The 22460-nt window shown below is 57.7% G+C and carries 17 protein-coding genes; 12 read left to right on the top strand and 5 right to left on the bottom strand.

Annotated elements, in window-relative coordinates; all coding sequences use genetic code 11:
* Positions 1-5 precede the first annotated feature (5 nt).
* From CVS29_RS01820 to CVS29_RS01795, 6 genes are all read left to right on the top strand, one after another.
* A complete protein-coding gene (locus CVS29_RS01820) occupies positions 6-1469 on the top strand; it encodes an oligosaccharide flippase family protein (RefSeq protein ID WP_110104617.1) in 1464 nt (487 codons plus the stop codon).
* Positions 1466-2719, top strand: coding sequence for a glycosyltransferase (locus CVS29_RS01815; protein ID WP_110104616.1), 1254 nt, complete (start codon positions 1466-1468; stop codon positions 2717-2719). The genes CVS29_RS01820 and CVS29_RS01815 overlap by 4 nt, the downstream gene beginning before the upstream one ends.
* Positions 2716-3867, top strand: coding sequence for a glycosyltransferase (locus tag CVS29_RS01810; protein ID WP_110104615.1), 1152 nt, complete (start codon positions 2716-2718; stop codon positions 3865-3867). Before CVS29_RS01815 ends, CVS29_RS01810 begins: the two co-directional genes overlap by 4 nt.
* A 76-nt stretch (positions 3868-3943) precedes the next feature.
* Complete coding sequence (locus tag CVS29_RS01805) at positions 3944-4813, top strand: glycosyltransferase (RefSeq protein ID WP_110104614.1); 870 nt, start codon at positions 3944-3946, stop codon at positions 4811-4813.
* 122 nt (positions 4814-4935) lie between these two features.
* Entirely contained in the window at positions 4936-5670 is a 735-nt protein-coding gene (locus CVS29_RS01800; RefSeq protein ID WP_146212965.1) for a hypothetical protein, read from the top strand.
* Positions 5657-7684 (top strand): O-antigen ligase family protein, encoded by a 2028-nt coding sequence (locus tag CVS29_RS01795; RefSeq protein WP_110104612.1) that lies wholly within the window; start codon positions 5657-5659, stop codon positions 7682-7684. The genes CVS29_RS01800 and CVS29_RS01795 overlap by 14 nt, the downstream gene beginning before the upstream one ends.
* 75 nt (positions 7685-7759) lie before the next feature.
* Here CVS29_RS01795 and CVS29_RS01790 read toward each other — a convergent pair whose 3' ends face one another.
* From CVS29_RS01790 to rfbB, 5 genes are all read right to left on the bottom strand, one after another.
* Positions 7760-9640: a DUF4082 domain-containing protein gene (locus tag CVS29_RS01790; protein ID WP_170120866.1), complete on the bottom strand. Its 1881-nt coding sequence runs from the start codon at positions 9638-9640 to the stop codon at positions 7760-7762.
* Between the two features lie 204 nt (positions 9641-9844).
* Positions 9845-12463 carry a WecB/TagA/CpsF family glycosyltransferase gene (locus tag CVS29_RS01785; protein WP_110104610.1) on the bottom strand — a complete coding sequence of 873 codons (2619 nt, stop codon included), beginning with the start codon at positions 12461-12463 and terminating at the stop codon, positions 9845-9847.
* 440 nt (positions 12464-12903) lie between these two features.
* Complete coding sequence (lhgO, locus tag CVS29_RS01780; RefSeq protein ID WP_308467724.1) at positions 12904-14088, bottom strand: L-2-hydroxyglutarate oxidase; 1185 nt, start codon at positions 14086-14088, stop codon at positions 12904-12906.
* 5 nt (positions 14089-14093) lie between these two features.
* Positions 14094-15539 carry a sugar nucleotide-binding protein gene (locus CVS29_RS01775; RefSeq protein ID WP_110104608.1) on the bottom strand — a complete coding sequence of 482 codons (1446 nt, stop codon included), beginning with the start codon at positions 15537-15539 and terminating at the stop codon, positions 14094-14096.
* Entirely contained in the window at positions 15536-16573 is a 1038-nt protein-coding gene (gene rfbB, locus CVS29_RS01770) for a dTDP-glucose 4,6-dehydratase (protein WP_110104918.1), read from the bottom strand. Before rfbB ends, CVS29_RS01775 begins: the two co-directional genes overlap by 4 nt.
* 51 nt (positions 16574-16624) lie before the next feature.
* On the opposite strand from rfbB, the gene rfbA reads away from it, so the two are divergent.
* The 6 genes from rfbA to CVS29_RS01740 all read left to right on the top strand — a co-directional run bounded on the left by rfbA (position 16625) and on the right by CVS29_RS01740 (position 22455).
* A complete protein-coding gene (rfbA, locus tag CVS29_RS01765) occupies positions 16625-17497 on the top strand; it encodes a glucose-1-phosphate thymidylyltransferase RfbA (RefSeq protein WP_110104607.1) in 873 nt (290 codons plus the stop codon).
* A gap of 460 nt (positions 17498-17957) precedes the next feature.
* Complete coding sequence (locus tag CVS29_RS01760) at positions 17958-18419, top strand: FAD synthase family protein (RefSeq protein ID WP_110104606.1); 462 nt, start codon at positions 17958-17960, stop codon at positions 18417-18419.
* 101 nt (positions 18420-18520) lie between these two features.
* Positions 18521-19705 carry a DUF1972 domain-containing protein gene (locus CVS29_RS01755; protein ID WP_170120865.1) on the top strand — a complete coding sequence of 395 codons (1185 nt, stop codon included), beginning with the start codon at positions 18521-18523 and terminating at the stop codon, positions 19703-19705.
* Entirely contained in the window at positions 19702-20766 is a 1065-nt protein-coding gene (locus CVS29_RS01750; RefSeq protein WP_146212964.1) for a glycosyltransferase family protein, read from the top strand. The genes CVS29_RS01755 and CVS29_RS01750 overlap by 4 nt, the downstream gene beginning before the upstream one ends.
* Before the next feature lie 8 nt (positions 20767-20774).
* Positions 20775-21776: a glycosyltransferase family 2 protein gene (locus CVS29_RS01745; RefSeq protein WP_110104603.1), complete on the top strand. Its 1002-nt coding sequence runs from the start codon at positions 20775-20777 to the stop codon at positions 21774-21776.
* Positions 21777-21780: 4 nt separating this feature from the next.
* On the top strand, positions 21781-22455 hold the full coding sequence (locus tag CVS29_RS01740) for a DUF4352 domain-containing protein (protein WP_110104602.1): 675 nt from the start codon (positions 21781-21783) through the stop codon (positions 22453-22455).
* Positions 22456-22460: the final 5 nt, after the last annotated feature.

Below are 22460 nucleotides of genomic sequence, written 5' to 3'. Positions count from 1 at the left end.
TATTAATGGCCACTCCACTTCAGGAATCTGAGCAGGCAAAACCCACTGCTGCACGGGCCTTTGCTCTGAGCCTGCTCAATACCGTTATATCCAGATTCGGCACCATTGGGATTGGCATAGCTCTGGCACGCCTGTTGGGGCCGGAACAATTTGGCACGTACGCCATTGCCTTTGTGGCGCTCATTGCCATTTTGAGTTTCAATGAACTGGGCGTCAGCCTGGCCATAGTGCGGTGGCCTGGTGATCCAAAGGAAATTGCCGGAACCGTCACCACTATTTCTATTATCAGCAGTACCCTCATTTTTGCGGGTGCTTTTCTGGGCGCTCCCTATTTTGCTGCTGCCATGGGGGATCCAGAAGCTACTGCCGTTGTCCGAGTTATTGCCAGCTGTGTCATTATCAACGGAGCCGTTGCCACCCCGGCGGCGCTGATGCAGCGGGACTTCTTGCAGGGCCGGCGCATGATCATTGATCAGGTCAATGTATGGCTTGGAGCAATTGTCTCCGTGGTTTTGGTTGTTGTGGGGCTGGGCGCAATGTCCCTGGCCATTGGGCGGGTAGCGGCCAGTCTTGTGGCAGCAATAATGTTCATAAAATATTCGCCGTTACCGGTGAGGTTCGGTTTCAATAAGCTCAAGCTGCGAGCATTGCTTGTGTTTGGCCTGCCACTGGCAGGTTCCAGCATTGTTGTTTTTGCTGTTGGGTACGCGGACCAGATCATTGCTGGCAAAGTCCTTGGTGCTGTTGCGTTGGGCTTCTATGTACTGGCCTTTAACCTTTCAAGCTGGCCCACAAGTATCTTTTCCCAGCCATTGCGGGGCGTGGCACCACCCGTTTTTGCAAAGTTACAACACGATCCCCCTGCCATGCGCTCGGCAATGTTGTCCCTCACCGGGGTTGTTACGGCGGCGGTCCTTCCTGTGGTTGCCGTCATGGCCGGTGTGGCCGTCCCGCTGGTGACGTTTGTTTACGGGACACAATGGGCACCTGCGGCTGTGCCGCTGGTGTGGCTGGCCGCATTTGCTGTTTTCCGGATCCTCTTTGAACTGGTCTATGACTATCTGGTTGTTTTGGGAAGTTCCGGACCAATATTCAAAGTACAGATCCTTTGGCTGGTGGTTCTTATACCCGCCTTGTTTGCTGGCGCGCACTGGGCAGGCCTGGCAGGTTTAGCTGCGGCACCCGTTGGCGTTGCCGCGTTGGTGGTGCTGCCGATCTACCTGCGAATGCTAACGGCGCGAGGATTTCGCCTGGTCGAATTTCTTGGCAAGATGTGGCCGGCCATTGTAGTGGCGATCCCCGTAGCAGTAGGTAGCCACGTCCTCTCCCTCACTATTGCCACTGACTGGCTGGCAGTTATTGCTGCCACCGGGTTGGGCACAGCTGCCATGGCCGCATTGTTGTTCATCCGCAGAAAGGACCTGGCAGCCATCCGCAGCTGGGGCCGGGAACAGGAGCTTGTGACATGAAAATACTTGTCTATCCTCATGATCTGGCCATTGGCGGCAGCCAGCTCAATGCCATCGAACTGGCTTCGGCAGTCAAAGCACTGGGCCATGATGTGGCAGTTTACGGGCAACCGGGCCCCTTGGTGGACCGGGTGCATGAACTGGGGTTGGAGTTCATCCCGTCCCCGGCGGTGCATCGGCGTCCAACTCCGGGTGTTGTCAGGCACTTGCGCCGGACAGTGAAGCAACGCGGAGTTGACGTTGTTCACGCTTATGAATGGCCGCCGGCGCTCGAATCTGCCCTTGCCTGTGCTGGACGTGGAGGGGCAGCGGCAACGGCAACGGTCATGTCCATGTCGGTTGCCCCTTTTATCCCGAACAATATGCCTTTACTGGTAGGCACGGAACAGATTCTTGCCGCAGAAAAGGCCAGGGGCCGTGGACGGGCAGCACTGTTGGAGCCGCCCGTGGACACAGTTCTCAACGCGGTCTCAGATGATTCCCGCCCTGATGCCTTCTTGGCAGGGCTCGGTACCAGCAAGGACGTCTTCACTGTCTCGATAGTTTCGAGATTGGCCCACCAGATGAAGCTGGAAGGCATCCTGTGCGCCATCACGGCTGTAGAAAGGCTCAATGCAACGCTTCCCGTTCAGCTCATCATTGCCGGCGATGGGCCAGCCCGTGCGGAGGTTGAGCAGGCGGCACGTGCCGCCAACCACGCGTTGGGAACCACTCGGATCATTCTTGCGGGCGAGCTGGATGACCCCCGGCCGGCCTACGCCTGTGCCGATGTCAGTATTGGCATGGGTGGCTCGGCCCTGCGAGCCATGGCTTTTGAACTTCCACTCATTGTCCAGGGAGAGAGTGGCTACTGGCAGCTTTTGGATAAGTCATCGGTGCAGACATTCCTGTGGCAGGGCTGGTACGGGGTGGGCTCCGGGAGCGAAGGCGCCGTGGACAGGCTCATGATCATTCTTGAACGGTTGGCTACGTCCCCCCGCCTGTGCGCCCAGTTGGGGCAGTTTTCTCGGACTCTTGTGTGCGAACGTTTTTCTCTAGAGGTTGCTGCGCATAAGCAACTCGAGTTCTACAAGGAAGCCCTCGAATTCGCCCCGGCTGGGCCACTTGATGAACTGCGCCATGCAACGCTGGCGGCAGGAAGGTTCCTTAACTACAAGGCCACCCAATTCAAGGCCAAACTGGTGGGACGGTATTCGCTTGATGATTTCAATGCAACGCCTGTTGCTGTGGCTGAGCAGGTGAAACGATGAGCGCAGACGCCCCCAGGCTGGTGGTCATGATCGCTGGGAGTCGATGGGAAAATACTAGGGGCACCGATCACCGCTTAGCTGAGGCCCTGGCCAAACGGGCTTCCGTATTGTGGGTGGATCCGCCCACACCAATTTTTGGGCCCGCAGCCTCGGGAAGGCCACCGTTACGGCCCGGCTATGCGCTGGATGGGATCAAGCCAGGCATGCTGCGCCTGCGTGTTGCGGCTCCGCCCGGGTTTACCAAGCCGGTACTGCGTGATGTTGTCAAGGCTCTTGTGGGCCGGGCCATTAGGGCCACACTCCGAGAGCTGCCTTTTGAGCACTGTGCAACTATTCTCCTGTCACCGCGGGAGGTGTTCCCTGTGGGGATTGGCGGGCGGAAGATTCTTCATGTCACGGATGACTGGGTGGCAGGTTCGGCCATGATGGGGCTCTCGCAGCAAGCGGTCTCCAGCACTTTGCATAGCAACATTGATGAGGCGGACACTGTGTGCATTGTGTCTCCTTCACTTGGTGCGCTGATCACTGACCGGAATCCTGGCTGTGTCCCTGTCATCCTCCCTAACGGCTGCCTCAGTAGTAGCGGCAGTGGCCAACGCAGCAACAGCGGCGCCGCGCCTGAACGCCGTGCCGTGGCCGCACTTGTGGGCCAGCTCAATGAACGTCTTGACTTGGACCTGCTTGATCAGCTGGTGGCTAGCGGTGTGGAAATAGAAGTCATTGGCCCGCGGAGGGAACGGGATCCGCAGGTCCGCCGCCGTCTTGATACTTTTCTGGCTTCAGAGGGTGTCTCGTGGCTGGGGGAAATTGATGAAGGTGATGCTTTTGCGCGGATGCAAACCGCGGCCGTCGGCATCACGCCCTACGCGGATACTGTTTTCAACCGCGCCAGCTTCCCCATTAAGACCCTGGATTATCTTGCAGCTGGGATGCAAGTGGTCAGTACCGACCTGCCCTCAGCGAGGTGGCTCAACAGTGAATGGGTGAACATTGCGGACTCGGCAACGAACTTTGTCCACATGGTCCGGCAGGCGTTGGCAGCCCAGGAACCAGATCAGTTCGTTGCTGCCCGGCGCTCTTTTGCCAGCCAACATACCTGGGACGCGCGGGCCAGGCAGCTGATGGCAATGATTGATAAGGGGGATTGATCTTGGATACTTACGGCCCAGACAGGCGTTCCGAGTCACAAGCACGCCGGAATCTTGACTACAGAGGAGCTGCCAGATGCGTATTGACCATGTTCTCCTGACCAGATTCAACCTCCCATCCGTCGGTGTGGAGAGTCTGGTCCGGGCCCAGGAAGGGTGGCTTGTGGACCGTATTGCCCTCTTTGAGCGCTACTGTCTCCCCGCTGTCGCGCAGCAATCTGAACAGGGATTTCATTGGATCATTTACCTGGACACGCAAAGTCCGCAGTGGTTACGGGAGCGGATAGGCGAGCTCGGCAACTGCGGCCTCTTCACAGCCATCTACCGTGACGAGGTGCCCCACGATGTCCTCGTTGCAGACATTCGCGGGGTAACTGGCGCAGGCGGGGACGTCCTCCTGACTACCAACTTGGACAACGACGACGGCCTGGCGGTGGACTTTGTTTCTCGCCTGCAATCAGCGGTCAAGTCTCAGAGCCGGGTGGCGGTGTATGTGGTCAATGGGCTGATTCAGCAAAGCGGGAGGCTCTATTTGCGTAGGGACCGCGTGAATGCTTTTTGTTCAGTCTCAGAAAGCTGGGAGGCTCCACTGACGTGCTGGACCGATTGGCACACCAAGCTGGGGGAGTTGATGCCAGTCATTGAAATCCTCGGGCATCCGGGCTGGCTGCAAATGATCCACACCGGAAATGTCAGCAACCGCGTCAGGGGCACCCGAGTGGCTCCGGGCAAGTATCGGGAAATTTTTAAGGTGGGACTGGATGAGGCGGGAGATCCTGCCGCTTTTGAACTGATCCTCGATAGTTGTGTGTTTTCACCGCTGCGGGCGGGAAAAGACGCGCTGCGCGGTACAGCCAAGGCGCTGATCTTGGGCGTCGCTGGAAAAAAAGGGTTGAACGCCTTCAAATCCTTCCTCGCTGGGGGTGCGCCTACACGTGCAAATTGAAACAAATGTTGATACAGACAACAGGTATATGGTTGGCGTCACACGTCAAATCGAGCTAGGGGGCGCTTTCATTGTTGGTTAGGGACATACTGATTAGTTGTCTAAGACGCTGGTATTTTGTGGTGGCTGGTTTGCTCATTACCGGTGTCTTAACGTATTTCGCGTTCACCATGGTCCCGCCCAGTTACGAGGCGAAAGCCAGCATTGTTCTCCTTCCCCCAGCTGTGGCCGTGACCGTTGGGGATAACCCATACCTTTACTTGGGCGGTCTGGACCAGGCACTTGGCGTGTTGCAGGTCAAAGCGGCATCTCCGGAAGTGTCCGGACCGCTGCTAGAGAAGTTCCCTGGCTCCTCCATTGCCATGTCCAAGGATGGCACCACCTCGGGCCCCATCATGGCGGTAACGGTTGCAGGGGAGAACGCGGATGAAACCATGGAGCTGCTGCGGGCTTCGCTGGATCTCATACCGGCCACTTTGGCATCATTACAGCAGGACATGTTGGTGCCAGCACCGTCAGTCATTACGGCCTTGGCGTTGTCAGTGGACACAAAACCAACCAAGATTGCCAAGAAACAAATCCAGATGACTGCCATGGCGGCCCTAGGCGGGCTAGCAGTGACTCTGATAGCCACCGGATTTATTGATCGGATCATGTCCAGGGAAAAGGGGGCACGGAGAAAGAAAAGCCTGGATACTGCCCCTGACCAGCCGATGGGCCCACGAGCTATTGTCACTGGCAAGCAGGCGGACCCAGCCATGCCCGGCGCAGATACCGGCCTTCGTCGGCAAAAGTACCGGGACGGGGTAGAGAAGGGCCGCGCTGAGAGCAGCGAATCAGCAGATGTTGGCACCTGAGACCCGCGCGGCAGAACCCCTGCCAGCAAGGCAAGCAAAGAGCAGGAAGCTGCCGCCGCCACGGAAACTGCAATCACCAGATGCGGTGACGGTGCTCTCTATCTATTTGTTTCTTCTGGTGGCAGTCCCCTCCGACCGCGGTATTGCGCCATTGGGAGGAGCCGGCTCGCTCTCAACCATTTTTGGACTTGGCATTCTGCTCTGGTGGATTTGGCATCAGGTTCGTCATCAGCGGCCCGATGAATTTCGTCGGGTGCAACCGGTGCGAATCGCGTTCGTGATCTTTGCCCTGGCTGTTTTGGCCAGCTACACGGTAGCGGCGCTTTCCTCGTTGCCGTTCATTGACCAGAACGCCTCCAACCTGGTCTTGGTGAACGTGGCCTCCTATGCAGGAGTGGTCCTGCTTGCTAATGACGGAATCGAGAGCCGCGAACGGTTCTTGGTGTTGTTGCGGCGCATCGCACTGGCTGGGGGACTCTATGCGGCGTTGGGTCTCATGCAGTTCTTTACGGGACTGAACTTTGTGGATTCTCTCCAGATCCCGGGCTTGGCCTCGGGCGGGACCGGAGGCGTGGATACTCGAGGTGACTTCGTTAGGCCGGAATCAACGGCCAGGCATGCCCTGGAATACGCCGCTGTGCTTTCGATGATCCTGCCGATTGCTTTGACAATGGCCATCGGTGAATCCCGGAAGCGAATGTTCATTCGTTGGTTTCCTACAGCCGCGATCCTGATGGCGGCGTTCCTGTCAGTCACCCGGTCTGCACTGCTGGGGATTATTGCCGTGCTCCTGGTGCTCATTCCAACGTGGGAACCAGCAGTGAAGAAGATGGCAATCTGGGCTGCTTGCGGCGGGGCGGTGGTCATGTACGCTCTGGTGCCAGGGCTGAGCGGGACTATTTTAGGCATGTTTTCCGGTAATGACCCCAGCGTGGATTCACGTACCGAGAGCTACTCGGTTGTTGGAGACTACCTTAGTATTTCACCCTTGTTTGGCCGTGGATTAGGCACCATGGGACCTCAGTACCGCATCTTTGACAACCAGTACATTGGCTTCATCATTGAGACGGGTGTGATTGGTACGGTGGCGTTTTCCCTGCTTGTGCTGACCGCCATGGTGACAACTTTTCTGCGGCGGCGCGCACCCGATCCGCTCATTGGTGCCCTTGGCCCTGCACTTAGCGCAGCTGTAATGGCCGGTGCCCTGCTGAGCGCTTTTTTTGACTCGTTCCATTTTCCGCAGGCAGTCGGCATGCTCTTTCTCATGATTGGCCTCAGCGGAGGGCATTGGAACATCAGGCAGACTGTACCTGCTGAGTTGGACGCGCCCGGCGCGCATGGTGGTGATCCCCAAGAGAACACCGGAGCCAGACGTTTGAGTGGATCCTTGCGTCGACGCTGGTATGTGGGTCTGGCAGTACTGCTGATTTTTATCCCCATGGCCATGGTGGCGCGTAGTGCGCCGGGGGTCTATTATGCGAAGTTCAATATAGAGCTCCAGGCGCCGGCGGGGGCAACAAAGGGTAATGCCTTGCGCACGGAAGCGTCATCGGTGGTGCACTTTGCGGCCGTGGTGCAGAGGCTGTATGCGGATGGACATGTAAATGCTCCAGTGGTGCCAACCTCGGCCCCGCTCTATGGCTCGGGCCTGAGGAATGCTGTGGCTGTCTACCTTCCCAGTGCCGGAGGGCAATGGCAGACCAACTTCAACAGTCCCGCGATAGCGGTGGAGATCGTGAAATCCAACCCGCAAGATGTGATCTTGACAGCCGAGAAAATCACTGCCGATATTGAGAAACTTGTGGTGCTGCCACAGGCGCAAATGGGCATCTGGGAAAAGTCCCGGATCACCAGCGAGAGGCAACCGGCACAAGTCACTGTGGAGTACATACCCGTCCGCTCAAAATATGCTCTGCTGGCCATTGCTGCGCTGGGCGTTGCCACCGCTATGAGTTCGGCCATTGTGGTGGACCGGGGAATCCGCCAGCTTCGAAGGATCAGGAAAAGAAACTAGCTCGCGGCAAATGCCAACGGGGTGCCGCCCGAACGAATGGTCCGGACCGCACCCCGTCGAAAAGGCTGGTGAAGGCTAGCCGATCTTGTAAATGTGGTAACTGTATTCATTGGCAAAATTGTCAGTGAACTTTCCATCAGCGCCGACGCTGATGGTGCGGTTTTCATCCACAACCTCAACGGAACTGGCCTTGATGTCCTTAGGGAGTTGGAAAACACGGCTACCTGGCTTAGAGCTGCCGTCGATCATGGCAAAGATATAGGCAGAGCCGTTCGAGGTCTTCAACATGGTGTCCAGTCCCGCGCCAAAGGAGTACTCGTAAGACTGGGTATTTAGAACAGGTGCCAGCTTGTGAATCTGGTTGTTGACCTTGGCAGCTGCATCAACCTGAGGCTTACCGCAGAAATTGTTGCTCACCTGTGACTGACGCAGCAGGCTGCCACCTTGGCACGGTCCGGACAAGCTCTGATTGAAGTACACCAAACCGCGCGCCTCATTGATGATGGAGCTCATCACGGCACCTTGCAACTGTCCCGGGGTGATGTTGTCCGTGAACGGTCCGCCGCCCGGGCCGCCATTGAGCAGTTCAATGAACTGCCACGGTGCCTGCAGTTTGCCGTCAGCGGCATCCTGCTGGCGAAGGGACTTCATGGTCTTGCCGTAGCTTGAGGCGGTTCGGCAGTTTTCCTGGTAAACGGGCGTGATGTAGTTCTGGCGGTAGGGGGTCCAACTGCAGAACGGAACTGTGTACCAGTACATGTCCAAGGAAACCGCGTCGGTGTAGTTATTGACGTAGGCCTGAGAATCGGAGGCCTTCATGTCATTGCTAATGACCATCTGGGTGAAATTGGAGTAATTGAAACGGCCGTTTCCGGCGTATTCGTCCTTCATCGATTGCATCCACTTGCGGCCTGCTTCAGGGGTGAAACGGCCGTCAACCTCGTCGTCAAGGAAGTTACCCACCCAGTTGGTGCTGTCATCGGTGAAGGTGTTGTTGAGTTTTCCGCCGATCCAGTAAACATCGTTGTCCTTGAAGAGGCTGTAGGGCGTGTTGGCGTCCATGCCGATGTAGGTGTTGAAACCCGCCTTCTTGTCATACTGGGCTTCAGCGTTGCTGCTGATGCCGTTGTACCAGACCGTGATGGGGAAGAACGAAGGATCTGACCACCCGGCATCATTGGCGTGCTTGAACTGCTTCCAATAGCTTGCCCCGCCTTCCCAGGGAATCCGGGGAAGGTTCAAGTCCCCGGCGACAGGAGGATTGGCGGGCGGTGCTGTCGTAGGCGGTGCCGTGGTCGGCGGTGCCGTTGTCGGAGGTGCCGTTGTGGGTGGTGCTGTGGTGGGCGGTGCTGTGGTCGGCGGAGCTGTCGTGGGGGGTGCGGTGGTCGGTGGTGCCGTCGGCTCGGTGGTTGAAGCCGGGTTGAAGACTACGTCAACGTAGTAGTTGGAGTTGTTGTAGCTACTGCTCGGGTAAGTGCCACCCTTGCCGTAGGCGTAAACGCCTCCGCCAGCCAGAATGGTCAGTGGTCCCTTGCTCTTTGCTTCCCTCAAGCCCTGCTCATCAGCTGAGTACCGACCGTTCGGAGCGATGTAGGAAGCCAGATACTTCTGCCCCGCGGCAATCTTGATTGGCTCCGGCAAGGTCACCGTCTGCCATCCTGATGCCGTTTCAGATGTTGAGGGCAAAGTAGCGGTAGCCAGGATACGTCCCTGCGGAGACCATAAATTCGCTACGTGAGGCCCTGTATTCTCGGCAGTCTTGTAGAACCGGATGGCAGAAACGGAGCCATCTTGCGACGTTGTGAATTTGGCTCCCAGTTCAACAGAAACGGTATCCGGGTCCACAAGGACCCCGGGCGCAGAAGCGTCGAGAACTGAAACTGCTGATGCGTAACTGGGCGAATTTCCTGAAGTTGTCGCCACAAAAAGTGGAACTAGCAGAGCTAGGGTCGCCATTCCGGCAATTGTTGATTTTCGACGGCTTTTGAAGTCCCAGCGGGTTGAACCCCGCTCAGACTGATTGCGATCAGTGATGTTTTGCATGATTGGGATAGTCCTGAAGGATTGTCGTTTAGACCTAGGCAATCTCCCCCCGAGATGAAATCGTAACATACTACCTCGGCGAGTCGGCTGGCCTGGCAAGCTCCGCTCCTGTCTGAACTAGGCCAAGCGGCTGCTTTCATCCCGGTCCCATCCGCCGCCCACAGTCAGTGAATTGCCTCTGCGCAACTTGCCAGCGAACGCCAACGATGCATAAACCCCAGCATCCACAAGTTCCAGAGGGCCGGTAATGCTCGCAGCAAGATTCGCCAATCCGGAGCTCATGGCGGTGCCGGGAGCAAGTTCGTGATTACCGCGATAAATCCGGCGCAGGGTGTGGTGTAGTTCGCGGGTGGAGCGCGGTGTCCGCACCAAAAGCGGTGGCGTATCTAAAATGACCTTTTCGCCATGCATAAACAACGAATCTACGTAGGCGTCATCCGCTGTAGCCTCGGGAAAGGTGGGAAAACGGGCGTGCCCGGCCGCGCTCACAGCGTACGCTCCAGCACCCCAAAGATGCTGTTGCATTCCGCGGATCCGAGTCCTGGCCCTGTAGTAGGAGCGCACCCGCAGATCGGCTCCGGAGGTGTCATACCGGAAGGTGGGGCGGGCAGCCAAAGCCCCAGGCTGGGCCAGATGGGCGAAGACCTCGGCAAGTGCTCCGGCAGTGATCTCGATGTCCGCGTCAAGGTAGATCCGGGGCCAGCGTGTGGCGATGGCGTCAGCGGCATTCAGCGCTGAAGTTTTGCCCGGCTCTTGCAGGTCAAGAACCACTACTCCCGGGAATGTTGAGGCGACTGCAGCGCTCCCATCTGAACAACCATTGCAGGCCACAATGACTTCAATGGCCCCGGACGCGGCCAGATTCGCCAACGGACGAAGAGTCCTCGCCAAGACCCCAGCTTCGTTATAGGCCGGGATGATCACGGTCCCGGAAGGAAACGCCCCCTCTGCTCTATGCAGAGCCCGTGCACCAGGTGAAGCCTTGGGCAGGTTCTCCCAGGACCGCATGCCCAACAGCATCCCCGCCGCCATTCGGTGCCCGGGCTGGGTGGCACGTGCCACCGAAGCGGCTGCCACAATGCCGCGCATGGCCAGTGAGTAGAGCCGGGAATGGTGAGCTTGGGCGTAGCGGACCTTATTGACGGCCATGAGAGCCGTGAGGCCGGCTGAGCTACCGGAACCGCCGCGTTCATGGTTCATGACAGCGAGAGGTTCAAACCAGATGGTCCCGCCAGCGTTTCGAATCTTGCGGAAGTAATCGGTTTCCTCGGAATACAGGAAGAACCGTTCGTCCCACGGGCCTAGTTTCGCGGCCAGTTCGCTGCGGATAAGGATCGCGGCTCCTGTGGCCCATGAGACCTGCCTGGCATAAACGTAACTTTCTGCATCTGTTTCTATTTCCGAAAGCCACGCCGGGCGGTCCGGGAAACGGCTACCAACCACCGCATCGCCAATACTTCTGGACAGCGAAGGTTCCCGGCGCAGTGAATGATAAATTTGGCCGTCGTCATCGAGCAAGCGCGGCACAACAGCCCCAGCACCCGAATGGCGCATACGGGCCAACATTGCCTTGATGGCACCCCGGCTCACAGATAGATCGGGGTTCAGGACCAAGAGGTGCTCGGCTGTGCCGGCAAGCTTGGCAGCAACATTGATGCCACCGGAATAGCCAAGGTTACCTCCGGTGCTGACGGTGATGACGTCAGGATGGGCGGCTAGCGTCTCCAGTGTTGCATCAGAGGAGGAATTATCCGCAACAATCACCCGGAGGCAATGATCCGCCGTTTCTTCCCGCAACGACTTCAGTAGCTTGGGTATATCGTCGGCATTGTTGTAGGTGACAACCAGAACTGCCACATCCGCCGTGTCCTCCGGCCCGGCGAAGCTTCCGGCAACGGGGACGGCTCGGGCACTTTTGATCCGGTACGGCTCCCTGGAGGTATGGCCCTTCGGCGCAGTTTTCACGCCCGTGCTGGCACGCAGTGCCACGTACGACGACGGCCCGTCCACTAGGTAGCGCCGGCTCAGTCGCCGTGGCTCGCGGGAGAGACGCCACGCCCATTCAAGACCGTTGTCCGAGGCCCACCGCGGGGCGCGGGCAACTTTTCCGGCCATGAAATCCACGGCAGCACCGAATCCGAGCAGCACCTTGGCACCAGTGTGGGCGGCGTATTCTGCCATCCACAACTCTTGACGGGGTTTTCCCAGCCCCACAACCAGCACATCGGTTTGGGCGGCACGGATTTCCGCCGCCAATTCTTTGGACAGTCCGTGGTTGGATAATTGACTCCGCTCGGGTGACCACCACCCGGAAATAGCCATGTCAGGGCGTTCGGCAGCAAAACGGGTTTGCAGAGCCTGCTGAGTCTCGAGCGAGCCGCCTAGAAACCCAATACGAGATCCGTGCCTGATCGCCTTTTCCAGGATTGGTTCAATAAGGTCGCTGCCAGCAAGCCTCGGCCACACCCGGCCCGTTGAACGCCTGGCCTGTGCCGCAATAGGTGCGCCGTCAATCAAATTCAGGAACTCCGAAGGGCCCGCATGTTCCAAAGCGCCATTCCAGCGGCCTGAGGTGCCGAAATGGTGAATGTGATCGAGATTGACGGACACAACGCAAAGGGGTATCTGGGCGGCTTCAACCAGCCGATGAGAGATAATTGACATGGTGCGTTCAAAATCAACCAGATGGACTGGAATGCCTGCTGAGTACATGGATTCGGGAGCATCAATGGCCACGGTGAAGACCTGCCTTCTGCGGTGAGAGGCGGGCCAAACTGCCGGTCAGCGTGCGGGAAATTCCGCAGGTGGATCGGCCAACCTCTTCAAGGAATGTTTGTGGGAAACACATTCGGCAGACGTTGGGGCATGGGTTAGCACTCTCACGTTGCCCACGGATCTCCGCGCACGTAGACATGCAGATGTACATTTGCCCCCCGGCCGTTTGAGTGTGAACCCGCTATGTTCGCAATGGGTGAGAACACAGCCGGACACGTCCTAGATGGCACCGCACGCTGAGGTTCGGCATGCCAGAAAAAGACGTATCGATGCCGACTTTATGGGCACGCAGAAGCGGCCGCCAGAGTAGCTTGGTACTTGCAAGTAGCAGTGCTCATGCTGGCGTGTACTTGGTTTGTGGCGCAGGGGGCAGGTAATTTTTGGGTCGCTGGAGGGCGGATTTAGCCCGTGATCTCGCGGACTATGTGCTCGGCAATTGCCATGGATGATGTGGCTCCGGGGGAGGGGGCATTGCGTACGTGGACCATCCTCGCCGAACCTGTAATGACGAAGTCATCCACAAGGCTGCCATCACCATTCATGGCCTGCGCGCGTATGCCGCGGCTGCCGGGGCGAACATCGCCAAGGGTGAGGTCCGGGACGTAATCACGGGCCGCGCCAATAAAGGAGCGTTTACTAAGAACAGTGCGTCCTTCACGGATTGCTGCCGGGATATTGCCTGCGGCAAAGCGCCAAAACCCTGGCATCGAGAGAGTTTGCGCCAAATCCTTGGGCGAGAGCTGCCACGGCGCATAGGCTTCCCGGCCACCTGCGAGGAAAGCATTGGGACCCACCATAATTTCGCCGTCGATCCGCTTGGTCAGATGCACCCCCAGGAAAGGGTAGCGGGGGTCCGGGACGGGGTAAATGAGTCCGTTCACAAGATGGCGGCTGGTGTCCTTGAGCAGGAAATAGGACCCAAAGAAAGGCACGACGCGCGGGAAATTCTCATCCCCGGCGGTTCTGGCTACCCTGTCGGATTGCAGCCCGGCACAGTTGACCACTAGCTCGTAATTCTCTGAACCGGAACTGGTGCCAACGCCCACTCCAGAGCCCTTATCCGCCAACGCCGTGACGGGCAGGCCAAGGCGAACCTCGCCGCCGAGCTCTTCAAACTCACGGGCCAAGCCCAGTGTTACTGCCTTGTAATCGGTGATGGCCGTGGTGGGTGAGTACAGTGCCGCAATGCCGCGGGCATGAGGTTCAATCCGGGCCAGCTCCCCGCCGTCGATCATCCGGACGCCGGGAACACCGTTGGCACGGGCCCGTTCCAGAATGGTGGCAAGGCGTCCAAGCTCACTGCCGTCCCGTGCCACCACCACCTTCCCGCATTCATCGAAAGGCAGATTTTGCCGCTGAGCCAAATCCTGTAGCAAGCTGACACCGCGCCTGCACAGCCGCGCTTTGAGGCTGCCTGGTTCGTAATAGAGGCCGGCATGGACCACGCCACTATTGTGCCCGGTCTGGTGTTGGGCCAGTTCGTTTTCCTTCTCGTACAGGACCACCTCGGTGGCAGATCCTGACTGCAGCAGTTCCCGGGCCACCGCAACACCAATAATGCCCCCACCAACCACTGCGGCCCGCACCCCGCTCACCTCTCCCGCCGTGACTGCAGATACTCGCCAAGCCGTTGAGCTGCCGGTGGCGGAGAGTTCCCTGCTGCTTGGAGCTTGGCGAGGTTCAGCGTTGAGTGGACAGGGCGGGGAGCAATGTTTTCCTTATCTGCAAAGTAGTCTGCCGTACTAATTCCTGTCACGAAGTCACGGGGGTACCCGAGGTGTTCATAGACGTCCGCAGCAATCTGAGCCCAGCTTTGAGAGGGTCCGGTGTTGCTGACGTTATAGGCGCCGTACGGTGGGCGGGTGTCTAAAAGATGCTTCACGGCGTGGACAATATCCTCGGTAAAGGTGAGGCGCCCAAATTGATCGTTGACCACACTTGGTTTCACACCCTTGGCAGCGAGTGTGGCCATGGTGGCAACAAAGTTGCTGCCGTCCCCTATCACCCAGCTGGTGCGGATGATGTAGTGCTTGGGTGTGGTGGCAGCAGCCACGTCACCTGCAGCTTTTGACTGGCCATAGACACCCAGGGGGGACAAGGGTTCCTCTTCACCGTGCACTTCCAGGCTGCCATCAAAGACGTAGTCGCTGGAGATGTGCACCAACGTGATGTTGTGTTGTGTGCAGGCGCTCGCCAGCGCAGCAACAGCTGTGGCGTTGACTGCCCACGCGGCGGCTCGCCCGGCCTGTGTCTGCGCCCCATCCACAGCCGTATAGGCGGCTGCGTTGATGATGGTGTCATAGGCAGTGAAGTCAAAGCCGGAGAAGGGTGCCGGGCCGGCCAGCTCAAGGTCGCTGCGTGTTGCGTAATCCACGTGGGGGTCTGCGCCGTGAAATGCCTTGATGGCGCGGCCCAACTGCCCGTTGGAGCCCAGTACCAGCGTTTTTTTGCCCTTCATGGGTACCACCTCGGAGAGGAACGGATGGTTTTTGTCCTTCTCCGATAATTCCGCCTGGGCTAGGGGGATAGGCCAGGGGATGTTCACTGTAGTATCACCAAGATTGAGGAATGTGTACAGGTGTTGAGCTGCCGCTGACCAGTGATCGTTGACCAGGTAGGAATAAGCCGTGTCATCTACCAAGGTTTGGAAGGCATTACCCACCCCGGCAGGTACGTAGATAGCGCAGGAGGGGTCCAGCACTGTGGTGAAAACGGTGCCAAAGGATGCTCCTTCGCGCAGGTCAACCCAGGCACCGAACACTGCGCCCGTGGCCACTGAAATGAATTTGTCCCAAGGCTCGGCATGGATGCCACGGGTGGTGCCAGCTGTTTCATTGAAGGAAATGTTGTTTTGCACGGGAGTGAAATCAGCCAGCCCCGCTGCCGCCATTTTCTCGCGCTGCCAGTTTTCCTTGAACCAGCCACGGTTATCGCCATGGACTGGCAGATCAAAAAGGAGAACACCCGGAATGGGGGTATCCCGCGTGCCAAGAGACTTTCCAAAGACCGGGCCGTGAGGTGACGCTGTTGGATTCATCGTTTGGCCGCCGTCTTTACTTGTGCTTCCACAACCCGCTCGCCCGCGGCTGCATATTTACTTTCCGTGGCGTCTTTTTGCGGACGCCACCAGGACTCGTTGGATTTGTACCATTGGATGGTTGTTGCCAGCCCGGCGGAAAAATCGGCGTGAGCGGGGCGCCAGCCAAGTTCTGTGCGTAACCGTGTGGGGTCAATGGCGTACCTCAGATCATGTCCGGGACGGTCGCTGACCTGATCGTAGGCGTGCGAATCCTGTCCCATCTCGGTCAATATTGCCTCGATCACGGCCTTGTTATTGTGTTCGCCGTCAGCACCGATCAGGTATGTTTCTCCCGGAGTGCCTTTTTCCAAAATGGTCAGAACAGCAGAGGAATGGTCATCCGCGTGAATCCAATCGCGGACGTTTTCTCCGGAACCGTAGAGCTTGGGCCGCACACCGTCAATCACGTTGGTGATCTGGCGGGGGATGAATTTTTCTACATGCTGGTACGGGCCGTAATTATTTGAACAATTGCTGATGGTAGCCGCAATCCCGAACGATCTCACCCAAGCCCGGACCAGCAGATCTGATCCTGCTTTTGTTGAGGAATAGGGGCTTGATGGGTTGTACGGGGTGTGCTCAGTGAAACGGTTCGGGTCATCGAGGGCAAGATCGCCGTACACCTCGTCCGTTGAAATGTGGTGGAAGCGTTTCCTGTGCCTGCGCACAGCCTCCAACAGGGTGTAGGTACCCATGATGTTGGTGGCCAAAAATGGTGCTGGGTCTGCAAGGGAGTTGTCATTGTGCGATTCCGCCGCGTAATGGACCACTGCATCAACGCCGGACACCAGCTCATCCATCAGTTCCGCATCGCAAATATCGCCCTCTATGAAGCGGAAGCGGGACTGGTCCAGGCCCGCAAGCGAGGCCAGATTCCCGGCATACGTCAATTTGTCCACCACCATCACCTCAAAGTTGGTGTGAGCCATGACATAGTGGACAAAGTTGGACCCAATAAAACCGGCACCGCCGGTCACCAGTATTTGCATCATGGCAACAGCGTAGCTGTAGGTGCCATGCAAACAAGGTACAGGACGGTAATAATGCGTGGCATCATTCTTGCAGGTGGAACCGGCTCGCGGCTTCACCCAATTACTCTGGGCATTAGTAAGCAACTTGTTCCGGTTTATGACAAGCCCATGATCTACTATCCGCTCTCTACCCTGATATTGGCCGGGATCCGTGACATCCTGATTATCACCACGCCCCACGATGCCGAACAATTTCAGCGGCTTCTAGGTGACGGCTCCCAATTCGGTATCAACCTCAGCTATAAAGTCCAGCCGGAACCTGAGGGCCTGGCGCAAGCGTTTATTTTAGGACGCGAACACATAGGTAATGACACCGTTTCACTGGTTCTCGGAGATAATATCTTCTATGGTCCCGGCTTGGGTGGCCAGTTGCAAAAGCATGAATATGTTTCCGGGGGCTCCATATTTGGTTACTGGGTCAAGGACCCCCGGGCCTACGGTGTCGTGGATTTTGACGCCGACGGGCGAGTTCTCTCACTGGAAGAAAAGCCGGAGAAGCCGCGCAGCAATTACGCTGTGCCTGGGCTGTATTTCTATGACAATGATGTCATCGAAATCGCCGCAGATCTAAAGCCTTCCCCGCGCGGAGAGCTGGAAATTACGGATATCAACCGCACCTATCTAGAGCGTGGGGAACTCCATGTGGAAATCCTGCCCAGAGGAACAGCTTGGCTGGACACAGGTACCTTTGCCGATCTCAATGATGCCTCCACCTTTGTGCGCACTGTAGAAAGCCGTCAGGGATTAAAAATAGGCGCCCCGGAAGAGGTTGCCTGGCGCCAAGGATTCCTCAGTGACCAGGAACTACGCCAGAGCGCCGAGTCCATGCTCAAGAGCGGCTACGGAAGCTATCTGCTGCAGCTTCTGGAACAAGAACTGCTCTAACAACAACAAGAACTGCTCTAAAAAGTAGCAAACACCAACCCCGCTTGACCCGCGCGATTTGCGCTGACATGTGCCCGAAACTCCCGGGCCTATCAGCTGCGCCCAAAACGTGCCAGCAACTTCTAGGACACAGCTGGGACACGACTGTGCAAACCAAGTAGTCCCCACAAATATGCAAGTACTACACAAGTACACGGCCCCTTTTGTGCTGCCCGAATCGGGTAGTGGCGTGTAGTGCTTTCGGGCTGAGTTGATTCTTTAATGGGACTAACAAGGACTAACCACTTGACGCAAGGTCTATTACAAGAAGGTCTCACATGTTTTGCCAGGGGTACCCGGGGGTACGCTGCATTTCGTTAATTACCGGAGCAGTAGTGACACCCCATGTGTGGCTGCGAAATTCTTCATTGCGCCATTTTGAAAGTCCTCCCAGTGCAAAGCACACTACGCGGAGAATGACATGGCAATGAGAATCGGATACGCAGCCGGGGCCTTTGACCTCTTTCATGTTGGCCACCTAAACCTGTTGCGCCAAGCCCGCTCGCGCTGCGACTTTCTCATCGCCGGGGTGGTCTCCGATCAGTTGCTGATTGCCCGTAAGGGCCGAACACCTGTCATCCCCCTGTGTGAACGCCTTGAAATAGTCCGCAACGTTGGATTCGTTGATGAGGCAATAGCAGAAACCTTGGCGAGCAAGGTGGATATGTGGCGCCAAACCACGTTTGACGTTCTCTTCAAAGGCGATGACTGGAAAGGCACAGCCAAGGGATTAGAACTCGAACAGGAATTTGCGCCGTTAGGCGTTGAAATTATCTATTTTCCCTATACCGTCCACACATCCAGCACCATCTTGAGGCGAACGCTTGAGCTTCTGGAGCGAGAGAGCGAGGAGGCAAAAAAGATTCATCGACTAGTGCGGTGAACCTCATCAACGCAGCCGCGAAGACGGTCTGCAGGTCTCATTATTACAAAAAAAGATGTCTGGGGGCAATTATGGTTCGGTCAGATGATCGGGAGCAAGCAATGCGCATCGCACTAATCGGTACACGGGGAGTGCCTGCGCGTTATGGCGGATTTGAAACGTGTGTAGAAGAAGTGGGCCGAAGGCTTGCTGAACGCGGGCATGAAGTTACTGTCTACTGCCGGCAAACTAACGCAAGTTCACCTCCGCCAACAACGTACTTGGGAATGAACCTGGTGACGCTGCCGGCGCCCCGGCGCCGCTCCTTGGAAACCTTGGTGCACACGGGGCTTTCCACTGGCCATCTTCTGGCCCATCGGGTGGACGCGGCAGTGGTTTTCAACGCCGCCAATGCGCCGTGGTTGCCGGTTCTGCGAGCCGCACAAATTCCTGTGGCCACTCACGTTGACGGGTTGGAATGGCAGCGGGCCAAATGGGGCAGTGCCGGCAAAAGCTACTACCAGTGGGCAGAACGCATGGCCGTGCGTTGTTCCAATGCCCTCATTGCAGATGCCGCCGGCATCCAAGAATACTACGCCACCAAATATGGCGCAAAAACTCATTTGATGGCCTACGGCGCCCCCATTCTGGGGGCCATAGGTTCGGAAAAACTTCGCGGCATCGGTTTAACACCCGGTAAATTCCATTTGCTGGTTGCTCGCTTTGAACCCGAAAATCATGTGCACACCATTGTTGAAGGCTTCAGCCGTAGCGATGCAAAGTACCCGCTGGTAGTGGTGGGCTCGGCACCGTATTCGGAGCAGTACACCCAACAAATACACAACGCTGCTGATTCACGGGTGCGGTTTCTGGGCGGAGTATGGGACCAGGACCTTCTCAACGAGCTCTACTCACACGCCTTGGTGTACTGGCATGGGCACTCCGTGGGAGGGACCAACCCGTCTCTGCTGCGAGCCATGGGTGCCGGTGCAGCCACCAATGCCTTTGACGTGAATTTCAACCGGGAAGTACTCGCAGACGCCGGCCAGTACTTTTCTACTGAAGAACAAATTCCCGCACTGGTAACCGCTGCAGAATGTGCCGAATCAAACGTTGCCCTCCGTGGAGCAAAGGCCTTGGCACGTGCCGGTGCGTATTGCTGGGATGACGTTGCTGATAGTTATGAGAATCTGTGCCTGCGCTTAGTCAGGCGGGATCTGGGCCGGGTGGTTCCGGTGCCGGAGATTGAACTCAACGCGCCGCTGAGGCGCCACACTGTGGTTCCGGAGCATGGTGCATCACGATGAAATCTAGAACAACGGTGCGTGTGTTGGAATCTTTTGCTGAACCGAGGCCCACAACCAATCCTTATATTGTGCAATTGGCCCGGGCTCTGGAACAGGAGCCGGGGTGCGAAGTGCTCACATTCTCCTTCAAGCGTGCGCTCTTTGCGCCTTACGATGTTTTTCACGTTCACTGGCCCGAGGTGATTTACGCTGGAAACCGCGGGCTCAAGGGCGTTGCCCGTGAACTGTTGTTTGCCGCGGTCCTGGCCCGCCTTCAACTATCGGGGAAACCCGTGGTGCGAACCCGGCACAATATAGCGCCGCATGAATCCCTGTCCCGCAGCCAACTGCTGTTAGAAGGGTGGCTGGAGCGCCTAACCCGCGTAACCATCACCCTCAATAGCAGCACCGGCCATGGCCAGGACATGCCGGCCTCCACCATCTTGCATGGCCATTACCGGGACTGGTTTGCCGGCATAGCTGTTAACGAACCCACACCAGGGCGCATCACCTTTTTTGGTCTGATCCGTCGCTATAAGGGAGTGGAAACCCTGCTCGAATCCTTTCTGAAAACCGAGCTGGCGGGATTGACCCTATCAATTTCCGGCAAAGCCGCAACGGAAGAGATCAGCCACAACCTTCTGGAGATGGCACAGGGAGATGACCGGGTGGAGTTCGATTTCCGCTACCTCTCCGATGCCGAGTTGGTGGCCTCCGTCACCCAAGCAGAACTGGTTGTTCTGCCGTATTGCGCCATGCACAATTCAGGTGCTGCCATGGCGGCGCTGTCCTTAAACCGTCCGGTACTGCTACCTGATACGCCCGTCAACCGGTTGTTACAAGAAGAGGCAGGGCCCGGATGGGTGTATCTGTTCAGGAATGAGCTCACGGCAGCCGCTGTAGAAGGCACACTCATGCGTCTGCGCGAGCATTCCCCCAGAACCGCACCGGACTTATCGGCACGGTCATGGCAGTCCACAGGTGCTGAACACCTGCGGGTTTTTGAAAACGCGCTTGACCACCAAGCGAAGCACGGTGCGGGGATACACAGCAGGCTTGCCGTCAATTCAGATGTGGGTTAGGAGGGGCCATGGCGCATATTTCAGGGGGAACTCCCACAGCTTTCGCCTTGCTAGTTGTCAACTACGGCTCATCGAACCTTCTGGAGGAAAACCTCCAAGGACTTGAGCTGAAAGCAGCTGGGGGCCGCATTGTCATTGTTGATAATTTCACCAGTGCCACGGAACTAGCCCGGCTCAACGTGCTGGCCACCCGTTACGGCTGGAGCGTTCTAGCGTTGGAGAGCAACCGGGGATTTGGCGCCGCTGTCAATGCGGGGGCAGCTGTGGCCTTGAGCGAGGGGGCCCAGGCGCTGGCAGTGCTCAATCCTGATGCCCGGATTGAAACCGGTGACCTGGTGGCGCTGGTCTGCGCAGTCGCTGCCGAGGCAACTCTCATGGCCGCACCCCTGATCAGGACCAGCAGTGGCGAGGTGTGGTTTGACGGGATGGATTTGTACCCGGCCTCGGGGAGGGTGGCGAGCCGCCGCAGTCCGCTACCGGATGGACCGCACCAACCGTGGCTGTCAGGAGCCTGCTTTGCCATCTCCGGGCAGATGTGGCGGACAGTGGGCGGCTTTGATGAAGATTACTTCCTGTATTGGGAAGATGTGGACCTCTCACGGCGGGTTGTCAGTCACGGCGGGCGCCTGGCTGTCCTTCGCGAAATTTCCGCGGTGCATGACCCTGGCGGAACACAAACCGGGGTAAGCGGGGAGGGGACCAAATCAGAAATCTACTATTTCTACAACATCCGCAACCGCCTGCTCTACGGCGCTAAACATGTGCAGGGAAAACAATTCCGCAGCTGGATTTATGCAACACCCAAGGTTTCTTACGAGATTCTGTGCCGGGGCGGGCGTAGGCAATTGCTGCGTTCACCGGCACCTCTGCGCGCCTATGTCCGCGGAATTCTCAGCGGGTTGGTAAGGGCGCGTGAGATCCGCAGCCGTGAACGGGCCAAACAGCTGCGCAGGACCTCGCCGGCATCGGGTGCCGGAGCAGCAATCAGCGGAACACTAGGGAATAGGTGAAACCATGAGTCACTTTGGCGCAAACAGACTGGCACCCGTGGCGCTCACGGTGTTGGTGGCTTTTTCCGCAGTTCTGTTCTCCGGATGTACCTCAACCACGGCGGCGGATCCCGCACCGCTGGCTGGTTCCACGGCGGGAGCCAGCGCCGCATCCACAGCGGTTCCCACAGCGGCGTCCCCGGCTCAGCCGGTGGCAACACCAAGCGTGGCGCCAGGGAGAAGCAAGCCTGTTCCGGCGCCGTCGGGCGGGTCCATTTTGCAAAAGGTTCCCGCAGTCAGCCCCGGGCCGGTGACAAAAGTTGAGCTCAACAAGACGGCGGCCCTGCCGGATAAGGTCTCGATCACCGTCTCCAAGGCAGAAGCCTTGGAGACAAAAGCAACCACACCGGGTGAAATTGCCGGCCCGGCCGTGGCCATGTTCGTTTCCATTCGCAATGGTTCGCTCAAGAGCATCAGTGTCGATTCGGCAATAGTGACACTGAGCAATGCCAGCGGTGTTCTGGGGCAGCCAACAACCTCAGACCCATACCTGCCCTTCTCAGGCGAGCTTGCACCCGGAGCTTCTACGCAGGGCGTTTACGTATTTCTTATCCCAACAAATGCCAGAACCGGGCTGAGCCTGTCAGTGGAATATGCCGCCGGTCAGGCAAGCGCCCAATTTGTGGGCAGTGTTTCCTGATGCGC

Source organism: Arthrobacter psychrochitiniphilus (genome assembly GCF_003185915.1).
In the GTDB taxonomy this organism is placed as follows: Bacteria; Actinomycetota; Actinomycetes; order Actinomycetales; family Micrococcaceae; genus Specibacter; species Specibacter psychrochitiniphilus.
The sequence above is the reverse complement of the archived record's forward strand: the minus strand, read 5'-3'. Positions and strand labels throughout refer to the sequence as shown.